The organism is Mixta mediterraneensis (assembly GCF_030283135.1).
Classification (GTDB): domain Bacteria; phylum Pseudomonadota; class Gammaproteobacteria; order Enterobacterales; family Enterobacteriaceae; genus Pantoea; species Pantoea mediterraneensis.
On the sequence record NZ_JASUAZ010000003.1, the window covers coordinates 73,271 to 95,863 of the forward strand.

A 22,593-nucleotide genomic window follows, 5' to 3' on the forward strand; every position below is an offset into this window, starting at 1 on the left:
GAAACAATGTTATCAATGTTAAAAGAGCCGTGAAGCATTGCAACCTGTTTACCAAAAACGGCGCACAAATCGCGTTACCGCATTGAAAAGGGTTAGGTTTAATTGCGGCCTGTTGCACAGCATTGTGCAGAGCCCCTGCAGTCTGATGTAATCCAGGTTACACTAGCCGCCATTGTTTGAACTGTGGAAACTGATCGATGGATATTCATGATAAATCGCGTATTCACTGGGCTTGCCGTCGTGGCATGTTAGAGCTGGATGTCGCGATTATGCCGTTTTTCAAATACGAATATGACAGCCTGACTGACAACGATAAACAGGTGTTTATCGCTTTATTGAAAAGTGATGACCCCGATCTGTTTAACTGGCTGATGAACCACGGCGAACCGGCTGACCCAGAACTGAAGCGGATGGTACACCTTATTCAGCAGCGTAATCATGAACGTGGCCCAGTGGAGATGTAATTTGCGTCCTTCGCGCCGCGCACGCCAGTTTCACGGCATGGTGCTCAGCGGCGCGATGGCGTTTGTAGTATTAATGCCTGCCCATGAAAACGCATTGATTTTAAAATTAATGCTGTTAGCGCTGATGGGCTGGGAAGGCTGGCGTAATGATAGGCGTTTAGCCCGGCGACGCGGCTGGCTACAGCGTGAAAGCGCGCAAAGCTGGCGTTGGCAGGGAGTAAGCTGGCAACCGCAGCAGCCGCTGCTGTGGTTACCTGCTGCTGTGCTGCTGGTAGGAAAAAATGCGCAGGGCGAAAGGTTGCGGATGTGGGTAAGACAGGACAACATGCAGCCCGTTGAATGGCGCGCGTTACGCGCCTGTTGCCTCCGCGAATCGGCTGCTGTTAATGCGTTAGACTAACCCGTCAGAGCAAGTCCGCGGTTTCGGTTAAGATCTGTTCGCACCATTGCTCAACACGTTCGTCGGTCAACTCAAACTGGTTCACATCATCAAGAGCCAACCCAACAAACTGTTTGCCATCAGCGGTCAGGGGTTTGGGGCTGGTAAATTCAAAACCTTCCAGCGGCCAGTAACCAACGAAACGTACGCCCATTGGCTGCAATAAATCATGCAGCATACCTAACGCATCAAGAAACCATTCGCCGTAGCCAATTTGATCGCCCATGCCGTACAGCGCGACAATTTTGTTTTGCAGGTTCAGCGTAGGCAGCTGTTGCCAGATTGCTTCCCAGTCCTCCTGCAATTCACCGAAATCCCAGGTGGGAATGCCCAGAATAAGCAGGTCGTATTGCTCCATCAGGCTGGGATCGTCATCCTTCACATTGTGCAGCGTAACCAACTCTTCCCCAATGAAATCACGGATTTTCTCCGCTACGATTTCGGTATAACAAGTACTGGAACCGTAAAAAAGACCAATCTTCATGCAGTTAATGCTCTGTTGAGGCTGACTTTGGCGCAATTGTACCAGAAGTCGGTTTAAATCAGGCATAATGAGCACGATTTCACAGCGAACGGCGGGGATAACGTGCAAGATAGCGAACTGACAGACCAGTTTCTCGATGCGCTCTGGATTGAGCGCAATCTGGCGCAAAATACTTTGTCCTCTTATCGTCAGGATCTGCAAACGCTGACCGGCTGGCTGGCGCATCATCAGCTTACGCTGCTTAGCCTTAGCGCACTCGATTTACAGCAATTTCTCGCCGAGCGGGTAGAAGGCGGCTACAAAGCCGCCAGTTCTGCGCGCCTGCTCAGCTGCATGCGGCGCATGTTTCAATACCTTTACCGTGAGAAGCTGCGCCTGGACGATCCCAGCGCCATGCTTGCGGCACCGAAATTGCCGCAGCGGCTGCCAAAAGATCTCAGTGAGGCACAGATTGAGCGGCTGTTACAGGCACCCAATAGTGATGTCCCGCTGGAACTGCGCGACAAAGCGATGCTGGAACTCCTTTACGCTACCGGCTTGCGCGTGACGGAACTGGTCGGCCTGACGATGAGCGATATGAGTCTGCGTCAGGGCGTGGTGCGCGTGATCGGCAAAGGCAATAAAGAGCGCCTGGTGCCGTTAGGTGAAGAGGCCGTTTACTGGATCGAGCATTATCTGGAGCACGGACGTCCCTGGTTGCTGAATGGTCAGACGCTCGATGTGGTATTTCCCAGCAATCGTGCACAACAAATGACGCGGCAGACCTTTTGGCATCGCATCAAGCACTATGCCACGCTGGCAGGTATTGATAGCGAAAAGCTGTCGCCACACGTGCTGCGCCATGCTTTTGCTACTCATCTGCTGAACCACGGAGCCGATCTGCGTGTCGTACAAATGTTGCTGGGTCACAGCGATCTTTCGACTACTCAAATTTATACGCACGTCGCCACCGAGCGTTTGCGTCTGTTACATAAACAACATCATCCGCGCGCATAACCGGCGGAAATAAGGAAGAAGATGAACAAATATTTTGCCATGCTGGCCCTGTTGACTGGCACCTTTTCCGCTCTGGCTCAGGCTGATGACAGTGCGATCCAGCAATCTTTGAAAAAGTTGGGCTTGCAGCAGGCTGAAATTGTGCCGGCACCGCTGCCAGGGTTTAAAACAGTGCTAACCGAAAGCGGCGTATTGTATGTAACGGACGACGGCAAACATATGATCCAGGGTCCGCTGTATGACGTAAGCGGCGCGCAACCGGTAAACGTGACCAATACGTTACTGGACAAAAAAGTAGAGGCTCTGGCCCCGCAAATGATTGTTTATAAGGCAGCGAAAGAGCAACACGTTGTCACTGTTTTTACCGACATTACCTGCGGTTATTGCCACAAGCTACATGAGCAAATGGCCGATTACAACGCGCTGGGCATTACCGTGCGCTATCTGGCGTTCCCACGTGAAGGTTTGCATGGCCAGGTGGAAACGGCGATGAAAGCAATCTGGTGTAGCGCCGATCGTAACAAAGCCTTTGATGAAGCGATGAAGGGCGACAGGCCGAAAATGGCCGCGCCGGACACCTGTAAGATCGATCTCGACCAGCACTATAAACTCGGCATTCTGTTCGGGATCCAGGGCACGCCTGCGATTCTTACCGACAGCGGCATGATGATTCCGGGTTATCAGACTCCGCAAGAGCTGAAGCAGGTGCTGGATAATCAGAAGCGTGGCGGTTAACCGGTGTTGAAGAAAGAAGTGGAATTACGACGCCGTGGCGTGCAGGTTGATGACAGTTTACCGGCGGATCTGCCGCCGTTATTAAGGCGTCTTTACCTGCAACGCGGCGTGCGCGACGCGCTTGAGCTGGAGCGTGGTGCAAAAAATCTCCTGCCATTTCAGACCCTGACCGGCATCGACAGAGCGGTCGCGTTGCTGCATCAGGCATTGCAGGATGGGCGACGCATTATGGTGGTGGGAGATTTTGATGCCGATGGCGCAACCAGCACCGCATTAACCGTATTAGCGCTACGCAGCATGGGCGGGAGCAACGTTCAGTATTTAGTGCCAAACCGTTTTGAAGATGGTTATGGACTCAGCCCGGAAGTGGTTGAACAAGCGCGCGCGCGCGGCGCGGAAATGATCCTCACCGTGGATAATGGCATTTCGTCACATGCCGGTGTGGAGTGTGCGCATCAGCACGGCATTCCGGTACTTATTACCGATCACCATCTGCCCGGCGAAACGCTGCCTGACGCCGACGCTATCGTCAATCCCAACCTGAATGATTGCCAGTTTCCGTCGCGTTCGCTTGCGGGGGTTGGCGTGGCGTTTTATCTGATGATGGCGCTGCGTGCGCACCTGCGCACGCAAAACTGGTTCGGCGACGAGCGCGCCGAGCCAAATCTTGCGGGGTTATTAGATTTGGTGGCACTCGGCACGGTTGCTGATGTAGTGCCGCTTGACGTGAATAACCGCATTCTGGTGTGGCAAGGTTTGAGCCGGATCCGGGCGGGAAAATGCCGCCCCGGTATTCGTGCGCTGCTGGAAATTGCGCATCGTGATGCGCGTCAGCTGGTGGCCAGCGATCTGGGCTTCGCGCTGGGGCCGCGCCTTAATGCAGCAGGACGGCTGGATGATATGTCGGTCGGGGTAGCCATGTTGCTCACGGAAGATCTCAGCCAGGCACGTATGCTGGCCAGCGAACTTGACGCGCTAAACCAAACGCGCAAAGAGATTGAGCAGGGGATGCAAAGCGAGGCGCTGGCGCTGTGCCAGAAGCTAGAGCGCGAACAGACCGACTTACCGCTGGGACTGGCGTTCTATCATCCTGAATGGCATCAGGGCGTGGTAGGTATTTTGGCCTCACGGTTAAAAGAGCGTTTTCACCGTCCTGTGATCGCCTTTGCCCCGGCGGGTGACGGCACGCTGAAAGGATCGGGACGCTCCATTGCGGGTTTGCATCTGCGCGACGCGCTGGAACGACTAGATACGCTCTATCCTGGTATGATGCTGAAGTTTGGCGGACACGCGATGGCGGCGGGTTTATCGCTGGAAGAGGCGCGCTACCACGAGTTTCAACAGCGTTTTTCCGCGCTGGTAGGAGAGTGGCTGAAGGGCGAAGCGTTGCAGGGTGTTATCTGGTCAGATGGCGCGTTACAACCGGCTGAGTTTTCACTGCAAACGGCAGAGCTGCTGCGTGAAGCGGGCCCCTGGGGTCAGGCCTTCCCGGAACCTGCGTTTGACGGCAAATTTAAGCTGCTACAACAGCGTTTAGTCGGCGAACGTCATTTAAAAGTGATGGTTGAGCCGCTTGATGGCGGTCCGTTGCTTGATGGCATTGCGTTTAACGTTGATACCACCTTATGGCCGGATAGCAGCGTGCGCCATGTCGAACTGGCGTTTAAGCTGGATATTAATGAATACCGCGGTAATCGTTCGGTGCAGTTGATTATTGATCACCTGTGGCCGCTGGGCTAGAAAACACGGCGCAAATGTGACATGTAATTCTCTGTATTAAATAGATTGATAACGGTATTTCCCGTGGTTCACCCTGCGTTCCTTTTGTATTGTTTCTGTTTATCAACGGTTACCCGAAGCCGGATTGTCTCAGCGCTACAAACTGTCGCTGGTTTCGGGTAAACTTACGCGTTAATTTTCTCATCCCATCGAACGCTAAAAAGACGCTAAAGCCATGTTTGAAATCAACCCGGTCAAAAACCGTATTCAGGACCTCACTGAGCGCAGCGACGTTCTTCGGGGGTATCTTTGACTACGATGCCAAGAAAGAACGTCTCGAAGAAGTAAACGCTGAACTGGAACAACCGGACGTCTGGAACGAACCAGAACGTGCGCAGGCGCTGGGCAAAGAACGCTCTTCGCTGGAAGCCATTGTGGAAACCCTCGACCATATGACGCAGGGCCTGGACGATGTGCAGGGCCTGCTGGAGCTGGCCGTTGAAGCCGACGACGAAGAAACCTTCAACGAAGCCGTTGCTGAGCTGGATGTGCTGGAAACCCGGCTGGGCGAATTAGAGTTCCGCCGCATGTTTTCAGGTGAATACGATAACGCCGACTGCTATATCGATTTGCAAGCCGGTTCAGGCGGCACCGAAGCGCAGGACTGGGCCAGCATGCTGATGCGTATGTATCTGCGTTGGGCCGAAGCCAAAGGCTTCAAAACCGAAATCATTGAAGAGTCTGAAGGTGACGTGGCTGGGATTAAATCGGTCACGATTCGTGTGTCAGGTGATTACGCTTTTGGCTGGTTGCGTACCGAAACCGGCGTGCACCGCCTGGTACGTAAAAGCCCGTTTGACTCGGGCGGTCGTCGTCATACCTCATTCAGTTCGGCGTTTATCTACCCGGAAGTGGACGACGATATTGATATTGAAATCAATCCAGCCGATCTGCGTATCGATGTCTATCGTGCTTCTGGTGCAGGCGGTCAGCACGTTAACCGTACCGAATCTGCGGTGCGTATTACGCACGTGCCAACCGGCACCGTAACGCAATGTCAGAACGATCGTTCTCAGCATAAAAATAAAGATCAGGCCATGAAGCAGATGAAGGCGAAGCTGTATGAGCTTGAGATGCAAAAGAAAAATGCCGAGAAGCAGGCCCTGGAAGACAATAAGTCCGACATTGGCTGGGGAAGTCAGATCCGTTCTTACGTTCTCGACGATTCGCGTATCAAAGATTTGCGCACCGGCGTTGAAACCCGCAACACGCAGGCGGTGCTGGACGGCGATCTGGATCGATTCATTGAAGCAAGTTTAAAAGCAGGGTTATAAGGAACCGACATGTCTGAACAACAACCGCAGAGCGCTGACGTCGCACTTGAGTTAAATAACGAACTAAAAGCGCGTCGCGAGAAGCTTGGCGCGCTGCGTGAAACCGGCGTGGCGTTTCCTAACGATTTCCGTCGTGACACCACTTCTAATTTGCTACACGCCAGCTACGATGAGAAGAGCAACGAAGAACTGGAAGATCTCGGCATTGAGGTCAGCGTTGCGGGTCGTATGATGACCCGCCGTATCATGGGTAAAGCTTCATTCGTAACGCTGCAGGACGTTGGCGGTCGTATTCAGCTGTATGTGGCGCGTGACGATCTGGCGGAAGGTATTTACAACGAGCAGTTCAAAAAGTGGGATCTCGGCGACATCCTCGGCGCACGCGGTAAGCTGTTTAAGACGAAAACCGGCGAACTGTCGATTCACTGTTCAGAACTGCGCCTGCTGACCAAAGCGCTGCGTCCGCTGCCAGACAAGTTCCACGGCCTCGCCGATCAGGAAACCCGCTATCGACAGCGTTACCTTGATCTCATCGCCAACGATGAATCACGCAATACTTTCAAAATCCGTTCGCAAATCATGGCCGGCATTCGTCAGTTCATGGTGAGCCGCGATTTTATGGAAGTCGAAACCCCTATGATGCAAGTGATTCCTGGCGGTGCATCTGCGCGTCCGTTTATTACGCATCACAATGCGCTGGACATTGATATGTACCTGCGTATTGCGCCGGAGCTGTATCTGAAGCGCCTGGTGGTGGGCGGCTTTGATCGTGTGTTTGAGATTAACCGTAACTTCCGTAATGAAGGTATTTCGCCGCGTCATAATCCAGAGTTCACCATGATGGAACTCTATATGGCGTATGCGGATTATAACGATCTGATCGAGCTGACCGAAAGCCTGTTCCGTACGCTGGCACAAAATGTGCTGGGGACGACCGTGGTGCCTTATGGTGAGCAAGCGTTCGACTTCGGGAAGCCGTTTGAAAAGCTGACCATGCGTGAAGCGATCAAGAAATATCGCCCGGAAACTGATCTGGCTGATCTGGACGATTTCGATAAAGCGGTGGCGGTTGCGCAGTTAATCGGCATCAAAGTTGAGAAAAGCTGGGGCCTGGGCCGTGTGGTTACGGAAATTTTCGAAGAGACTGCAGAAGCGCATCTGATTCAGCCAACCTTTATTACAGAATACCCGGCCGAAGTGTCACCACTGGCGCGTCGTAATGATGAGAACCCGGAAATCACTGACCGTTTTGAGTTCTTTATTGGTGGACGTGAAATCGGTAACGGCTTCTCAGAACTGAACGATGCGGAAGATCAGGCAGAGCGCTTCCTGCAACAGTTGAACGCCAAAGATGCGGGTGACGATGAAGCGATGTTCTATGACGAAGATTACGTCACTGCGCTGGAACATGGCTTACCGCCTACCGCAGGTTTGGGTATTGGTATCGACCGGATGGTCATGCTGTTTACGAACAGCCACACCATCCGCGACGTTATCCTGTTCCCGGCGTTGCGCCCAGGCGGCAAATAATCTTTTGTTGTGAAAGCATAAAAGCCGGGATAATCCCGGCTTTTTGTTGCACTCTCCACCACGATTCTGAGCCAGCCTGCTCTGTGCGGCTTGAGACCTTACAAAAACAACAAGCGACGATTGCTGACCGGAGCCGTCGTTATATCATCAGGATTTCACCGCCTGCGTAAGCCAGTTTTTAAAGCGCGCATACGGTATATACAGCGCTACATTTTTATAGAGCGTTTTGCCACTCTTGTTATCGTTGATGCGGTCGCTATAGCCAACGATCACGCCTGCCAGCGTATCATCGGAGGCGTTATACACCGCTCCCCCTGACATGCCTTTCACCACCCCCGCATTGGCTGCCACCACAACGCAAGCCGCCTTGTTCCAGCTATTGGCTAAGGTGGTATTAATCAGATTTTGCCCGGCAGAGCTCACCGGCATCGCTGAGATAAAACTGTAACCGTAGAGATTGACGCGCTCGCCGATATGGCTGTTGCGGAAATTCGGCGGCAAATTCGCTTCATGATTCTTATGATAAACCACGGCCAGATCACATTCAGGATGCCAGGCCTTCACCCGGTAAAGAGAAAATTTGGCGACATGGGCGGCGGTCAGGCTGTAGTCCGCTGTCAGCGGGATGGTGGTGCCAAGTGTGCCTAAGCCCAACACGGTAGGAATGCCGGTAACGGTCATATCGACGCGCTTCGCGGCCTCTTTACTGTATTCATAATGACCCACCGAACAGCCGGTTAAGCCAAATACCATTAAGACAATAAGCCGTCGCATTCTCTTTCCCATGTCAGATTGATGTCATTTCATCTGGCGATCCAATAGGAGTATCGGCAACGCTAACGCTTTATTGATTGGTAAAACGAGAAAAGGATAGCTTCTGTCGGCGGGATAACCAGGCGTAGTGCGGAAACTCAGATCTGTCTTAACGTGGAGTCAGAAGCCCATTATTGCATAGCAGGCAAATTACTCTTGCGAGCGTCGGGGTGTATGACAGGAAGCGGCTATGATTTAATACGCACTGTGACGAAGATCAAATTTTAATAAGCGTCCATCGTACCGCGTAAATCTTGCGCGGGTCGCCTGCGTGTTCTTTATTGGGAGAGTGTTATGCCTGTTGCGTTATTGGCGCTGGCGCTGAGTGCGTTTGCCATCGGCACCACCGAGTTTGTGATTATGGGCCTGTTACCGGAAGTGGCTGGCGATTTACAGGTGTCGATTCCGTCGGCAGGCTGGCTGATCAGCGGTTACGCGCTGGGCGTTGCCATTGGCGCACCTATCATGGCGCTGCTGACGGCGAAGCTACCGCGTAAGCGCACTTTAATTTTGATGATGGTGATATTTATCATCGGTAACGTGCTGTGTGCGCTGGCTTACAGCTATAACCTGCTGATGATCGCGCGTGTTATCACGGCGCTGTGTCACGGTGCATTTTTTGGCATTGGTTCCGTCGTCGCGGCCAGTCTGGTAGCACCGGGGCGCCAGGCATCGGCGGTGGCATTGATGTTTACCGGTTTGACGCTGGCTAACGTCTTAGGCGTGCCGTTGGGTACCTGGTTCGGTCAGTTGTTCGGTTGGCGTGCGACTTTCTGGGGCGTGGCGATTATCGGCATCCTGGCGTTTATTGCACTGATCGTTAGCCTGCCGGGTAATAAAGAAGAAAAACCGGTACACCTGGCGAGTGAAATTAATGCGCTGGCAAACGGTAAGCTGTGGCTTTCGCTGTTGATGACGGTCTTTTTCGCCGCAGCAATGTTCGCGCTGTTTAGCTATATTGCGCCGCTGCTGTTGCAGGTTACCGGCATCAGCGCTCGCGGTGTGAGCTGGACGCTATTTCTGATTGGCGCGGGTTTAACCGTCGGCAATATTTTTGGCGGTAAACTGGCTGACTGGAAAGTATCGGTTAGCCTGATCCTGAGTTTTTCACTGATCGCTGTGTTTTCGCTGCTGTTTAGCTGGACCAGCCATGCGCTGTGGCTGGCAGAAGTGACGCTGTTTCTGTGGGCAATGGCGACGTTTGCCACGGTGCCAGGCTTGCAGATTAATGTGGTGCGTCACGGTAAAGATGCGCCCAACCTGGTGTCAACGATGAATATTTCCGCTTTCAACGTGGGCAATGCGCTGGGCGCATGGGTCGGCGGTGCGGTTATCGATCGCGGTTATGCTTTAACCGCAGTGCCGGTTGCTGCGGCTGTGCTGGCGGCGATTGGGTTGGTAATTTGTTTGATCACCTTTCGCAAATCCGGAGGTGCCGCAGTAACGGTGCGGGCTTAAACCAGCCGCGCGGCGATACGCGTTGAAAAGTGGGCCACCTGTTTTTGCAGGTGGTCGATGAAAGTGTCCAGCAGCGCTGACGCAGGGCGATGTTGCGGTTTTACCAGGCTGACGGTAAACGGCACCGCGATGCTGAATTTGCGCATTACCACACCGCTGTCAGCGTAATCCAGCGCCGTCAGCGGGTTCACAATTGAAATTCCCACACCCGCTTTCACCATTGCACACACCGATGCGGCGCTGTGCGTTTCCAGCACCAGCCTGCGTTCCACTCCCCGTTCCTGAAACAGACTATCCAGTAGTTGACGATAACTGTCGGTACGCGACAGGCTGACATAATTTTCCCCGGCAAAATCCTGGGGCGTAAGCACGTTGCGCACACACAGGGGATGCTGCTGTGGCAATACGCACACTTCATCGCAGGTCAGCAGCGCAATTCGATCCGTACCCGCCGGTGCATGTTGTGTTTCAGTCAGTCCAAGATCGTAGCGCTGTGCCGATAGCCACTCTTCCAGCAGCGGTGATTCCTGCGGAATGATATTCATACTGACGTCGGGATAGCGTTGCAGAAACGGTTGACACAGCGGTGGCAACAGCGATTGTGAAAAGACCGGCAAACAGGCAACAGAAAGCTCGCCCTGACGAAACTGGCGCAGCCCTTCGGCTGCCTCCATAATGCGATCCAGCCCATACCATGAACGCTGAACTTCTTCGAACAACCGTAAACCCTGCACGGTCGGTTGCAGACGTCCACGTATCCGTTCAAACAGTTGTAATCCAAGCTGCTGCTCCAGACGTGCCAGCTCACGGCTCACTGTTGGCTGTGAAGTCCGCAACAGCGTGGCGGCCTGGGTCAGGTTACCACTGGTCATCACCGCATGAAAAATTTCGATGTGCCGCCAGTTAATGTTCGCCACAGATCTTCCCATATCAATTTTGCATAGACGATATTTAAACAGATATTTTTCGACATGGCACGATTCTGGCTTAATAAGCAGATTGCTACAGGAGAATAGCTATGCCCATTTCGCTAAATAACACCGAAACTGCATTAACCCGCGCTAACTTATTGCCGCTGGCGCGTCATTACAGCGGTCCATTCTGGGCCTACGATGCCCAAATTATTCTGGCGCGCATTGGCCAGTTACATGCATTTGATGTGGTGCGTTTTGCCCAAAAAGCCAGTTCAAATATTCATATTCTCCGCCTGATGCGTTCAGCGGGAGTGAAGGTGGATTCAGTGTCACTGGGCGAAATTGAACGTGCGCTGGTGGCGGGGTATCAGGCGGGCGGGGATGAAATTGTTTTTACCGCTGACGTATTCGATACGCCAACGCTGGCACGTATTGCCGAATTAAACATACCGGTCAACGCCGGTTCAGTGGATATGCTGCATCAGCTTGGCAATGTTTCGCCGGGCCATGCGGTGTGGTTACGTGTGAATCCGGGCTTCGGTCACGGCCACAGCCAAAAAACCAATACTGGCGGCGAAAACAGCAAGCACGGCATCTGGCATGACGATTTGCCGCAGGCGCTGGCCGCCATTCAGCAATATGGCCTGCGCCTGGTTGGCATTCATATGCATATTGGCTCTGGCGTGGATTACGGGCATTTGCAACAGGTCTGCGATGCAATGGTCAATCAGGTGATTGAGTTCGGTCAGGATCTGGAAGCTATCTCAGCAGGCGGAGGCTTATCCATCCCTTATCACCACGGTGAAGAGGCGATTGATACGGCCCATTATTTCGGTTTGTGGGATGCAGCACGCCAGCGTATCGCGGCGCACCTTGGCCATCCGGTGAAACTCGAAATCGAACCCGGTCGCTTCCTGGTCGCTGAAGCCGGCGTGCTGGTTTCGCAGGTCCGGGCAGTCAAAGAGATGGGCCGCCGTCATTTCGTACTGGTGGATGCGGGTTTTAGCGATTTAATGCGTCCATCCATGTATGGCAGTTATCACCATATCTCGCTGATGTCAGGCGATGATCGTCAGATTGATGAGCAGAATACGGTGGAAAGTGTGGTGGCCGGCCCGTTGTGCGAATCCGGTGATGTGTTTACCCAACAGGAAGGTGGCAAAGTGGAAACCCGCGCAATTCCTGCGGCGCAGGTGGGCGATTATCTGGTGTTTCATGACACCGGCGCTTATGGCGCTTCCATGTCCTCCAACTACAACAGCCGTCCTTTGATCCCTGAAGTGCTGTTCGGGCAAGGCCAGCCACGTGAAATTCGTCGGGCGCAAACCATTCAGGAATTGCTGGCGCTGGAGCTGGGTTAAGAAGCGTGAGCGGCGCGGAGCCGCTACGCACAGGAGAAACGTATAGGTTTGCCGCTCAGCGCGGTGCTACAAAAAATACGGGTCTGGCGTGCTGTTAATAAAGTGATGCCGGGCTTTTGCCAGCCGCGATACTGTAGCTGGCAAAAGAATCCTCACGGTGCGGGATAAGTATAGCGCTGGTGAATGATCTCTAATTCTTCGGACACTTCTGCGCTCAGGGTCAGATTGAAGCTGTCGATATTGGTTTTTAGCTGTTCCAGCGTGGTCGCGCCGAGCAAAGTACTGGCGACGAAAGGCTGTTGACGCACAAAGGCCAGCGCCATCTGCGAAGGATCTAACTGATGCTTCTTCGCCAGCTCAACGTATTCCGCCACCGCTTTTTCCGACTGTTTGTTGCTGTAACGGGTAAAGCGACTAAACAGCGTATTGCGCGCTCCCGCCGGTTTAGCGCCGTTCAGGTATTTACCACTCAGGGTGCCAAACGCCAGGCTGGAATAGGCCAGCAACTCAACGCCTTCATGTTGGCTGATTTCTGCCAGACCGACTTCAAAGCTGCGATTCAGCAGGCTGTACGGATTTTGAATGGTGACAATACGCGGCAACTCATGTTTTTCCGCCAGTTGCAGGTAGCGCATTACCCCCCACGCGGTCTCGTTCGACACGCCTACATAACGAATTTTACCGGCACGTACCTGCTCGGCCAGCGCTTCCAGCGTTTCCAGTAAGGTTACCGGCGAGGTATTTTCACTGTACTGATAACCCAGCTTGCCAAAAAAATTCGTCTGGCGCTGCGGCCAGTGCAGTTGATAAAGATCGAGATAATCAGTGTTCAGGCGTTTCAGGCTGGCTTCCAGCGCTTCGCGGATATTTTTGCGATCCAGCGCCATATTGGGTCGAATCGAGGCATCATTACCACGCGAAGGACCGGCGACTTTACTGGCCAGAATGATTTTGTCGCGGCTGCCACGCTTTTTGAGCCAGCTGCCAATATATTGTTCAGTTAAACCCTGGGTTTCCGGGCGTGGTGGCACCGGGTACATTTCGGCGGTATCAATAAGGTTGATGCCGGAACTAACCGCCAAATCCAGTTGTGCATGGGCGTCGGCTTCGCTGTTTTGCTCACCAAACGTCATAGTTCCCAGCCCCAACTGACTCACTTCCAGCGTGCTGTGGGGGATACGGTGATAATGCATTGCCGGCTTCCTTTTTCTTTATGGAATGGAATGTTGTGTCCTCAAGGACTATAGCGCGAGCAATAGCGGGGAAGGAAGGGGGAAAAGATGGGGAAATCGCCTGCCAGCGAGGAAAATGCGGCAGGCTAAGACAATTTGCGCTTAACGTTCGATAATAGTCGAAACTTCGTCACCGTTAATCTGCATCTCATGACCTGACTGATCGGTGTATTGCACCAGGCCCGTTTCTTTATCTATCGCTGGTTTACCTTCGGTCATGATCATTCGACCGTCTTTTGTTGCCATTACATAATCTGAGCTGCAACCACTCAGTGTCGCCACTGCTATTACCAAACCGACTACGCCAGCCAACCCTTTCATCATTCTGCGTCCTCACCCTCACGCTGTATCACGTGCAAGAGTGTAGTAATAAAACGTTTTGTTGGCTGTGTTAATCGCATCAATCTGAAAATCAACGGACGAGCCAGCTCGTCCTTGACAATATCAGGCGGTATTTTTTTTGCTGCGCACCAGATTCAGGCACTCCACTGCCATTGAGAAGAACATGGCGAAATAAATGTAACCTTTTGGTACATGGACGGCGAAACTTTCCAGAATCAGCGTAAAACCCACCAAAATCAGGAAGGAAAGCGCCAGCATTTTCACTGAAGGATGACGCTCTACAAACTCACCAATGGCACGGGCAGCAAACATCATCATCAGCACCGCAATTACCACCGCTGCCATCATGATAAACAGATGATCGGAAAGGCCAACCGCGGTAATCACCGAATCGAGACTGAAAATAATGTCGAGCAACATAATCTGTACAATCGCGCCGAGAAAAGAGTGCACATTGGTTTTATGCTCTTCTTCGCCGCCTTCAATGGTTTCATGAATTTCCATGCTGGATTTCCACAGCAGGAACAAACCACCAAGCAGCAGAATAAGGTCGCGTGCCGAGAAAGCATGGCCCATTAGGGTAAATAAAGGATCGGTCAGTTTTGCCACCCAGGCGATAGATGCCAGCAAACCGAGGCGCATTAACATTGCGCCCATCAAACCGAGGCGGCGCGCGTTGGCTTGCTGATTTTTAGGCAGTTTTGCGACAACTAATGACAGGAAGATAATGTTATCAATACCCAACACCACTTCAAGAATGGTCAGGGTTCCCAGTGCCAGCCAGGCATTGGGATCGGCAATCCAGTCAAACATGCTTACATTCAATCCTAAACGAAAAGTAAACGGCGATTATACGCATCCAGTTTGCGTCGCACGCAAAAAAATATGTCATTTCCGTTAATTCACTAAAAATTCACAACAAAAAGTGTCGCGCCAGCAGCGGTCCCGTGAAGCTTTTTTTCAGATAGAAGCCGCGTGGGAGTGTCAGAATTGGCTGACCTTGTTCGCCAATGCCTTCCGTTAACGCTTTATTATTGGCCGCTTTTGGGCGGATTTGCAGCCAGGCGCCATGACGTGCAGTGATACGTTCGACCTGGCCCAGCACAATCATATCCATTAACTCTTCCCAGTCCTGGCGCAGCATATTGTCCTCTTCCGGGTCAGGGCTCCACAGCAGCGGTGCGCCTACACGCCGCTCACCTAACGGAATCTCGCGCTCGCCTTCGACCGGAATCCACAACACGCGCGCCAGCTTGTGACGAACGTGGCTGGTTTGCCAGGTTACGCCGCTGTTACCGGTGAGCGGAGCCACGCAAACAAATGTGGTTTCCAGCGGTTTGCCAGAGGCATCAACCGGGATAGTTTTGAGTTCAATGCCGAGATGGGCGAAATCCTGCTCAGCTTTACTTCCTGCGCTGGCGCCAAGGTGACGCTCCAGCAACGTACCCACCCAGCCTTTATCGCGTTTAAGGTTAGCAGGCAGGGGTAAACCCGCTTTTATCGCCAGCGCTTTGAGCGTCAAACCCGCTAAAGACTGCGCACGTGCCAGCAGAATGGATTCATCTTCAGGCGGCCCTGGAAGGTGGCTCATGGTGATAACTCGTATTGATTAAAAAATGAACAGCTTCTGACGTCAGATTTTTTCCACAGAAAATAGCTGTGCGTAGAACGCATAATAGCATGATAGATCATGCTTTTTTTCTGCATTATTTTTACAGAGGCAATCTTACGTTTAAGGTTATCCCCGGTTGCTATCAACAATGAACAGGATCTTAAGCCCGGTTATCCACAGAAAAGTGGGATAACCGCACGTTAACGCAGACACTGGTTCCATTTACAGCCTTGACTCTTGCTTTTATTAACAGATTTTGACCACTCTGGCCTAAGGATGAACACTTCTCTGTGGATAAAAAGCCTGGTGGTGGATCTTTCGCCATATACAAAGGCAACGCTGTTTTGCAAAGTGAAAACGTATTCCTATGGCTCCGTCTTATTAAATTAATATCAATAAAATCAAAAGGTAATAAAATTGATGGGTTGAAATAGCTAAGAATCGTCTTACGATGTTATTCAGTTAACTCCCGCGTTCTGCACAAAGCTATCCACAGAAAAGGTGAATAAGATCGTTCTTTTAATCCTTAATTGTTCATAACTTGGCGCTGCGTGATAAGTTATCCTCTTATTAATCCATTTATACCCTCCTAATCCAGTGGTTTACCGCCTGTAAGGAGTGTGAAACAATCAGGCTATTCAAATTTAGCTTTGAGGTAGTCCGGTGATCGATGATGATGGCTACCGCCCGAATGTTGGTATCGTAATTTGTAACAGGCAGGGACAAGTGTTATGGGCCAGGCGCTTTGGACAGCACTCCTGGCAATTTCCTCAGGGAGGCATCAATCCCGGTGAAAACCCCGAACAGGCTATGTATCGCGAGCTGTTCGAAGAAGTGGGGCTACACCGTAAAGATGTTCGAATACTTGCATCTACCCGTAACTGGTTGCGCTACAAGTTGCCAAAACGTTTGGTGCGTTGGGACACAAAGCCGGTATGTATCGGCCAGAAACAAAAGTGGTTTCTTCTGCAGTTGATGTGTAATGACGCGGATATTAATGTTCAGCACAGCAGCACGCCGGAATTTGATGGCTGGCGCTGGGTGAGCTTTTGGTATCCGGTGCGTCAGGTAGTCTCCTTCAAACGCGACGTTTATCGCCGTGTAATGAAGGAATTCGCTGGCGTGGTGATGTCTATGCAGGAGAGTGCGGGGCAGCGAAATAATCCTGCTCATCGACGTAAAAGAGGATAGGCCACGCCCTTTATGCTCATTCAGTTGCGCGAAATAGTAGAAAAAGTGGCGAGTGCACCGCGTCTGAATGAAGCACTCGACATTCTGGTTAATGAGATCTGTCTGGCGATGGAAACGGAAGTCTGTTCCGTTTACCTCGCCGATCACGATCGTCGCTGCTATTACCTGATGGCGACGCGTGGGCTCAAAAAGCCGCGCGGTCTTACGGTAAAACTGGCTTTCGACGAAGGCATTGTTGGGCTGGTCGGGCGTTTAGCCGAACCCATCAACCTCGCGGATGCGCAAAGTCATCCCAGCTTTAAATACATTCCCGCCGTCAAAGAAGAGCGCTATCGCTCGTTTCTCGGTGTGCCGATTATCAGCCGTCGCCAGTTGCTTGGCGTGCTGGTGGTGCAGCAGCGTGAACATCGTCAGTTCGACGAAAGCGAAGAATCGTTTCTCGTCACGCTGGCCACTCAAATGGCGGCACTGCTGTCACAATCGCAACTCAGTCAACTGTTTGGCCAGTTTCGCCAGGCACGGGTGAAGGCCATTGCCGCTGCGCCCGGCGTTGCTGTCGCACCGGGCTGGGTCGATGAAACCCAGCCGCTTCTTGATCAGGTTTCTGCTGCTTCAACATTAGATACCCAACGTGAACGCGAGCGTTTATCGCTGGCAATGAGTGAAGCTGCCAGCGAATTTCGTCGTTTCAGTAAGCGATTTACCGCCAGCGTGCAAAAAGAGAGCGCGGCGATTTTCGATCTCTATTCGCATCTGCTGACCGATGCGCGCCTGAAAAATGATCTGTTTGCAGAGATCGAACGGGGATCGGTCGCGGAATGGGCGGTGAAAACGGTCATCGAAAAGTTTGCTGAACAGTTCGCCAGTCTGACTGACAGCTATTTACGTGAGCGTGCGGGTGATTTACGCGTGTTAGGCCAGCGCCTGCTGTTTCATCTCGACGATTCGCTGGTTGGCACCAATGCCTGGCCGGAACGTTTCGTGTTGGTGGCCGACGAACTTACCGCCACCACTTTAGCCGAATTGCCGCAAGAACGCCTTGCTGGTGTGGTGGTGCGCGACGGCGCAGCCAATTCACACGCTGCCATTTTGACGCGTGCAATGGGCGTCCCGACCGTGATGGGCGCGGATATTCAACCGCATCAGCTCAACAAACGTTTATTGATCGTCGATGGCTATCGGGGCGAGCTATTGATCGATCCCGAACCGGTACTGGTTCAGGAGTATCAACGGCTGATCAGCGAAGAAAACGCGCTGAGCAAGATGGCTGAAGGCGTGGTTGATCAACCCGGTGAATTGAAGAGCGGCGAGCGCGTACAGGTAATGCTGAACGCGGGTCTGAGCCCGGAGCATGAACAAGCGCTGGGCAGCTGGGTAGACGGTATTGGGCTGTATCGCACCGAAATTCCTTTTATGCTGCAAAACGGCTTCCCTTCTGAAGAGGAGCAGGTTGCGCAGTATCAGGGGATGTTGCAGCTGTTTCACAATAAGCCAGTGACGCTACGTACGCTGGATGTCGGCGCAGACAAGCAACTACCCTACATGCCGATCAGTGAAGAGAATCCGTGCCTGGGCTGGCGTGGCATTCGCCTGACGCTCGATCAGCCAGAGATTTTTCTGGTGCAGGTGCGCGCCATGCTGCGTGCCAACGCGGCGTCCGGTAACCTCAGCATTTTATTGCCGATGATCAGCCATATTGATGAGATCGACGATGCAAAACGCCTTATCGAGCGTGCCGGGCGTGAAGTTGAAGAGATGCTGGGATACGCCATTCCCAAAACGCGTATTGGTGTGATGATTGAAGTCCCATCAATGCTGTTTATGATCCCTCATCTGGCATCGCGGGTAGATTTTATCTCTGTCGGCACCAATGATTTAACGCAATATTTGCTGGCGGTTGATCGCAACAATACGCGCGTCGCAAACCTTTATGATCCGCTGCATCCGGCGATGCTGCACGCTCTGCAATCTATCGCACAGGAAGCCCGTTTGGCGAAGCTGGAGTTATGTCTGTGTGGTGAAATGGCTGGCGATCCAATGTGTGTCGCGCTGCTGGTTGGGATGGGTTACCACCATCTCAGCATGAACGGTAAAAACGTCCCGCGGGTGAAATATCTGTTGCGCCATCTTGATCGTGAAGAAGCGCAAAAACTCAGTGAACAAGGGTTAAAGGCGCATACCGCAACCGAAGTGCGTCATTTAGTCTCGGCATTTATGGAACGGCGTGGTTTAGGTGGCCTGATTCGTGGCGGACGCTAACCGTAAACAGGGTTTACATTTCCGTGCCAACTCGCAAAACCGGCTGTGCTATTATGCGCGGCTTTTACTTTATGTGCCTGTCGCCCGCTTTTTCAGGGCTGAAAAATGAACGGTGAATGATGAATAACGGCTATATCGCATTTCCTCAATTCGATCCGGTGATCTTCTCCATCGGACCGATTTCGCTTCACTGGTACGGATTGATGTATCTGGTGGGCTTTATCTTCGCAATGTGGCTGGCTGTACGTCGTGCTAACAAGCCGGGTAGTGGCTGGAAAAAAGAGGAAGTGGAAAACCTGCTATATGCCGGTTTCCTGGGGGTATTCCTCGGAGGACGCATCGGTTACGTGCTGTTTTATAACCTACCGCTATTTCTTGAAAATCCGCTCTATCTGTTTAAGGTCTGGGATGGCGGCATGTCGTTCCACGGTGGTCTGATTGGCGTAATTCTGGTGATGTTGTGGTTTGCGCATCGTACTAAGCGAACGTTCTTCCAGGTCTCTGATTTTATTGCTCCCCTGATCCCATTTGGCTTAGGGGCCGGTCGCCTCGGTAATTTCATTAATGGCGAGCTGTGGGGACGCGTAGCCCCGGACTTCCCTTTTGCCATGCTCTTCCCTGGTTCCCGCAGTGAAGATCTGGCGCTGGCCGCGAATAATCCGTTATATCAGTCGATTATGAACGCGGCGAACAATCCCTACGGTGTCCTGCCACGTCATCCTTCGCAGCTGTATGAACTGGTACTTGAAGGGGTGGTGCTGTTCATCATCCTTAACCTCTTTATTCGTAAGCCACGTCCGATGGGCAGCGTGTCAGGCTTGTTCCTGATTGGCTATGGTGCTTTCCGCATTATCGTGGAGTTTTTTCGCCAGCCGGATGCGCAGCTTGGCCTGTTCGATGGGGGGATCAGCATGGGACAAATCCTCTCCATCCCGATGATTATCGCCGGTATTATTATGATGATTTGGGCGTACCGCCGTCGCCCTCAGCAGCAGCTTCGTGAGGAAAAATGAAACAGTATCTGGACCTGATGCAACATGTGCTGAATGAAGGCACGCCAAAAGCTGACCGTACCGGCACTGGCACGCTTTCAATTTTTGGCCACCAGATGCGTTTCAATCTGCAAGACGGCTTTCCGCTGGTGACCACTAAAAAGTGCCATCTTCGCTCCATCATTCATGAACTGCTGTGGTTTCTGCAGGGTGACACCAATATTGGTTATCTCAAAGAGAACAGGGTTTCGATTTGGGATGAGTGGGCTGATGAGAACGGCGATCTCGGGCCGGTTTACGGTAAGCAGTGGCGCAGTTGGGGAACCGCCCACGGTGAAGAGATCGATCAGATCACCAGGGTGGTTGAGCAGCTAAAAAGCGATCCTGACTCGCGGCGTATTATCGTTTCGGCGTGGAACGTCGGCGAGCTGGATCACATGGCGCTGGCGCCTTGCCATGCTTTTTTCCAGTTCTATGTAGCAGACGGAAAATTATCGTGTCAGCTATACCAGCGCTCGTGTGATGTCTTTCTCGGTCTGCCATTTAACATTGCCAGCTATGCGCTGCTGGTGCATATGATCGCACAGCAGTGTGATCTGGCAGTGGGTGATTTCGTCTGGACCGGTGGCGATACGCATCTGTACAGTAATCATCTGGAACAGGCGCGCTTACAGTTAAGCCGTGAACCGCGTCCGCTGCCGAAGCTGGTGATCAAGCGTAAACCGGCTTCCCTCTTCGATTATCAGTTCGATGACTTCGACATTGAAGGTTACGATCCGCATCCCGCGATTAAAGCGCCTGTCGCCATTTAAATCTTAACAGCGGCAACCAGAGCCCCGGCTGTGTTTTACACGCCGGGGCTTTTTTAATACATCTCCTTTTGTGAGCCTGCTCGCAGCGTTATGTGGTTAGCGGTGATCCCGTCAATAAGATTGCGAGGCTTTACCCGACACGCTACAAACACGGTTGTTCAGTTACCGGTTAACACGCAAGCTGCCGCAATGAAAACGCAAACTTCACATGGCTTTACGCTACCAGAACTGCTGTTCGTTATGGTGATTGCGGGCATTCTCAGCATCGGCGCGTTGCAGGGCTGGCAGCGTTGGCAGCAACGCCAGCAATTACGAGACACCGCGCAGCAGTTGCAGGGTTTTCTGCAGCGCTTACGGGCGCAGGCGAACTGGCATAATCGCGATCTGATTTTATGGTCTCGCACGGAGACCCCCTGGTGTATTGGCAGCGGACCCAGGCCTACCGAAAAGTGTACTGAGGGCAAACGGCTGCACTTTGTCACACCCAACAGCCAGGTAAAATTGTTCGGTATCCGTGGTGAACCCGGCTTTTATGGGCGACGAAATATGGCGAAGGCAGGCAGCATTGAAATAGGTAATGAAGCGGGGCGGTTACGATTAATCATCTCGGCCCGAGCGCGTATCCGCGTATGTCAGCCAGACGAGAGGGGCTGTGAATGAAAATAGCCGGATTCAGTCTGCTGGAGATGCTTATCGCAATGGCGATAAGCGCCGTGCTGATGATAAGTGCTGGCCGTTTTCTGCCGCTATTGCTGGGCGAGAACCTCAAATTGCAGCAGCGAGTGCAGTTGCGTCAAGAACTAGCACAGTTGATGTCAACGCTGGAGAAGGCGGTACGGCGGGCAGGTTATTGCAACGGTGATTGTGGCAGCAACGCGCTTATCCTATCCAGTAACTGTTTACTGGTGCGCTGGGATGAGAACAGTAATGGCAAATGGGAAGCGATTGATCACAGCGAAAGCGATCATTATGGGTATCGTCTGCGGCAAAACCAGCTGGAAATGCAGCGCGGGGTGAATACCTGTAGCGGTAACGGCTGGGAGCGCCTTTCTGATCCTGCATTTCTTACGATAGAAACATTCAGCGTGGCCCAGGCGGGCTCGCTGATAAAACTGCTGCTGAAAGGGCGTGCCGGATCCTGGAGCGAAACGCTGGAGAGTTGGGTTGAAGGTGAAAATCTGTGAAACAGCATGGCAATAGCGCGCTGGGCATGGTGTTGATGATTTTGCTAATGGGTAGTCTCACACTGCATACCAGCCGGGAAATGTTGGGACAGGGAATGACGCTGGTGGCAGATGAACAGCACTTTATACAGCATTTCTGGCGTGCGCAGTCTGCGCTGCAATGGGGGTTGAAACTGAACTGGCCCGCCACGGAAACGCTGTCTTGCCAGCAGGAAAACAAGGCCGGTTGGCGCAGTTGCTTACAGCGGGGTGAAAATGGAAAAGGGCTACTCAAAGGCGAAGCCAGCGGCAGTGGAATGGCGCTGTGGCATTGGGTTTCAACCCAGGATAATCGTATTCAGGCGTTGCCCCATGGCTGGATTGATTATTGCCCACAGTCGAAACCTGAATTATGTCCGTAAGGCAGCGGGATTTAGTCTGCCAGAAGCGTTATTCGCTCTGCTGTTAATGGCGTTAAGCAGTAGTGCACTGTTGCAGTATCATCGCGTGTTAGGTCTTGGTTTTAGTCAGCAATGGCAACAGCGCGAAGCCTGGCGCGTCGCCGAACAGCGCTTAACAGGGCGGGAAGTGACAGGCTGGCAAAGCGTCTTACAGCGTAGCAGTGGGCCTGACGGCTGTACGCTGGAGCGTGTGGAAGTCAGCGGGCCGCATCAGCGATCCGCTACCTTGTCGCGATTGCGCTGTTAAAGTGGACGATACGCAGGCAAATTGTCCTCTTTATA

24 protein-coding genes are annotated in these 22,593 nt (G+C 52.5%); 17 read left to right on the forward strand and 7 right to left on the reverse strand.

What is annotated here, in order from left to right; genetic code table 11:
- Positions 1-197: 197 nt before the first annotated feature.
- A complete protein-coding gene (sdhE, locus tag QRY16_RS03495; protein WP_193405960.1) occupies positions 198-464 on the forward strand; it encodes an FAD assembly factor SdhE in 267 nt (88 codons plus the stop codon).
- Position 465: 1 nt separating this feature from the next.
- On the forward strand, positions 466-864 hold the full coding sequence (locus QRY16_RS03500; protein WP_309249238.1) for a protein YgfX: 399 nt from the start codon (positions 466-468) through the stop codon (positions 862-864).
- A gap of 4 nt (positions 865-868) precedes the next feature.
- On the opposite strand, the gene fldB is transcribed toward QRY16_RS03500, so the two are convergent.
- Positions 869-1,387 (reverse strand): flavodoxin FldB, encoded by a 519-nt coding sequence (gene fldB / locus QRY16_RS03505; protein ID WP_193405958.1) that lies wholly within the window; start codon positions 1,385-1,387, stop codon positions 869-871.
- Between the two features lie 102 nt (positions 1,388-1,489).
- Between fldB and xerD the strand changes: the two genes are divergently transcribed.
- From xerD to lysS, 5 genes are all read left to right on the forward strand, one after another.
- The gene (gene xerD, locus QRY16_RS03510) at positions 1,490-2,383 is read left to right on the forward strand and encodes a site-specific tyrosine recombinase XerD (protein WP_289775662.1); all 894 of its coding nucleotides are present in this window, start codon (positions 1,490-1,492) and stop codon (positions 2,381-2,383) included.
- Positions 2,384-2,404: 21 nt separating this feature from the next.
- On the forward strand, positions 2,405-3,118 hold the full coding sequence (dsbC, locus tag QRY16_RS03515; protein WP_193405956.1) for a bifunctional protein-disulfide isomerase/oxidoreductase DsbC: 714 nt from the start codon (positions 2,405-2,407) through the stop codon (positions 3,116-3,118).
- 3 nt (positions 3,119-3,121) lie between these two features.
- Entirely contained in the window at positions 3,122-4,858 is a 1,737-nt protein-coding gene (gene recJ, locus QRY16_RS03520) for a single-stranded-DNA-specific exonuclease RecJ (protein ID WP_289775663.1), read from the forward strand.
- 214 nt (positions 4,859-5,072) lie between these two features.
- Positions 5,073-6,171, forward strand: a protein-coding gene (gene prfB, locus QRY16_RS03525; protein ID WP_193405954.1) for a peptide chain release factor 2 whose coding sequence is annotated in 2 segments (ribosomal slippage) — positions 5,073-5,147 and positions 5,149-6,171 — 1,098 coding nt in all. Because the reading frame shifts where the segments join, the coding sequence is not laid out codon by codon here.
- Between the two features lie 9 nt (positions 6,172-6,180).
- Complete coding sequence (gene lysS, locus QRY16_RS03530; protein ID WP_289775664.1) at positions 6,181-7,701, forward strand: lysine--tRNA ligase; 1,521 nt, start codon at positions 6,181-6,183, stop codon at positions 7,699-7,701.
- Between the two features lie 147 nt (positions 7,702-7,848).
- Here the strand turns inward: lysS and QRY16_RS03535 are convergent, their stop codons facing one another.
- Complete coding sequence (locus tag QRY16_RS03535; protein ID WP_193405952.1) at positions 7,849-8,475, reverse strand: S1 family serine peptidase; 627 nt, start codon at positions 8,473-8,475, stop codon at positions 7,849-7,851.
- Positions 8,476-8,808: 333 nt separating this feature from the next.
- On the opposite strand from QRY16_RS03535, the gene QRY16_RS03540 reads away from it, so the two are divergent.
- Positions 8,809-9,972, forward strand: a complete 1,164-nt coding sequence (locus QRY16_RS03540) for an MFS transporter (protein WP_289775665.1) — start codon at positions 8,809-8,811, stop codon at positions 9,970-9,972.
- Here QRY16_RS03540 and QRY16_RS03545 read toward each other — a convergent pair.
- Positions 9,969-10,889, reverse strand: coding sequence for a LysR family transcriptional regulator (locus QRY16_RS03545; protein ID WP_193405950.1), 921 nt, complete (start codon positions 10,887-10,889; stop codon positions 9,969-9,971). The genes QRY16_RS03540 and QRY16_RS03545 overlap by 4 nt on opposite strands.
- A gap of 101 nt (positions 10,890-10,990) precedes the next feature.
- On the opposite strand from QRY16_RS03545, the gene lysA reads away from it, so the two are divergent.
- Positions 10,991-12,247 carry a diaminopimelate decarboxylase gene (gene lysA / locus QRY16_RS03550; protein ID WP_289775666.1) on the forward strand — a complete coding sequence of 419 codons (1,257 nt, stop codon included), beginning with the start codon at positions 10,991-10,993 and terminating at the stop codon, positions 12,245-12,247.
- 152 nt (positions 12,248-12,399) lie between these two features.
- Here lysA and QRY16_RS03555 read toward each other — a convergent pair whose 3' ends face one another.
- From QRY16_RS03555 to mutH, 4 genes are all read right to left on the reverse strand, one after another.
- Positions 12,400-13,440: an NADP(H)-dependent aldo-keto reductase gene (locus tag QRY16_RS03555; protein WP_289775667.1), complete on the reverse strand. Its 1,041-nt coding sequence runs from the start codon at positions 13,438-13,440 to the stop codon at positions 12,400-12,402.
- 141 nt (positions 13,441-13,581) lie between these two features.
- Positions 13,582-13,800 (reverse strand): YgdI/YgdR family lipoprotein, encoded by a 219-nt coding sequence (locus tag QRY16_RS03560; RefSeq protein ID WP_289775751.1) that lies wholly within the window; start codon positions 13,798-13,800, stop codon positions 13,582-13,584.
- Between the two features lie 123 nt (positions 13,801-13,923).
- Positions 13,924-14,634, reverse strand: a complete 711-nt coding sequence (locus QRY16_RS03565) for a TerC family protein (RefSeq protein WP_193405947.1) — start codon at positions 14,632-14,634, stop codon at positions 13,924-13,926.
- Positions 14,635-14,734: 100 nt separating this feature from the next.
- The gene (mutH, locus tag QRY16_RS03570) at positions 14,735-15,412 is read right to left on the reverse strand and encodes a DNA mismatch repair endonuclease MutH (protein ID WP_289775668.1); all 678 of its coding nucleotides are present in this window, start codon (positions 15,410-15,412) and stop codon (positions 14,735-14,737) included.
- A gap of 684 nt (positions 15,413-16,096) precedes the next feature.
- On the opposite strand from mutH, the gene rppH reads away from it, so the two are divergent.
- The 8 genes from rppH (at position 16,097) to QRY16_RS03610 (ending at position 22,558) form a co-directional block, all read left to right on the forward strand.
- A complete protein-coding gene (rppH, locus tag QRY16_RS03575) occupies positions 16,097-16,624 on the forward strand; it encodes an RNA pyrophosphohydrolase (protein ID WP_193405945.1) in 528 nt (175 codons plus the stop codon).
- Between the two features lie 12 nt (positions 16,625-16,636).
- Positions 16,637-18,883 carry a phosphoenolpyruvate--protein phosphotransferase gene (gene ptsP, locus QRY16_RS03580; protein WP_289775669.1) on the forward strand — a complete coding sequence of 749 codons (2,247 nt, stop codon included), beginning with the start codon at positions 16,637-16,639 and terminating at the stop codon, positions 18,881-18,883.
- A 119-nt stretch (positions 18,884-19,002) separates the two neighbouring features.
- Positions 19,003-19,896 (forward strand): prolipoprotein diacylglyceryl transferase, encoded by an 894-nt coding sequence (gene lgt / locus QRY16_RS03585; protein WP_289775752.1) that lies wholly within the window; start codon positions 19,003-19,005, stop codon positions 19,894-19,896.
- The gene (gene thyA, locus QRY16_RS03590; protein ID WP_289775670.1) at positions 19,893-20,687 is read left to right on the forward strand and encodes a thymidylate synthase; all 795 of its coding nucleotides are present in this window, start codon (positions 19,893-19,895) and stop codon (positions 20,685-20,687) included. Before lgt ends, thyA begins: the two co-directional genes overlap by 4 nt.
- Before the next feature lie 189 nt (positions 20,688-20,876).
- The gene (locus tag QRY16_RS03595) at positions 20,877-21,347 is read left to right on the forward strand and encodes a prepilin peptidase-dependent protein (RefSeq protein ID WP_193405942.1); all 471 of its coding nucleotides are present in this window, start codon (positions 20,877-20,879) and stop codon (positions 21,345-21,347) included.
- The gene (locus QRY16_RS03600) at positions 21,344-21,871 is read left to right on the forward strand and encodes a prepilin peptidase-dependent protein (RefSeq protein ID WP_289775671.1); all 528 of its coding nucleotides are present in this window, start codon (positions 21,344-21,346) and stop codon (positions 21,869-21,871) included. The genes QRY16_RS03595 and QRY16_RS03600 overlap by 4 nt, the downstream gene beginning before the upstream one ends.
- Positions 21,868-22,272, forward strand: a complete 405-nt coding sequence (locus QRY16_RS03605) for a DUF2509 family protein (RefSeq protein WP_289775672.1) — start codon at positions 21,868-21,870, stop codon at positions 22,270-22,272. The genes QRY16_RS03600 and QRY16_RS03605 overlap by 4 nt, the downstream gene beginning before the upstream one ends.
- Positions 22,223-22,558, forward strand: coding sequence for a prepilin-type N-terminal cleavage/methylation domain-containing protein (locus QRY16_RS03610; protein WP_289775673.1), 336 nt, complete (start codon positions 22,223-22,225; stop codon positions 22,556-22,558). The genes QRY16_RS03605 and QRY16_RS03610 overlap by 50 nt, the downstream gene beginning before the upstream one ends.
- Positions 22,559-22,593: the final 35 nt, after the last annotated feature.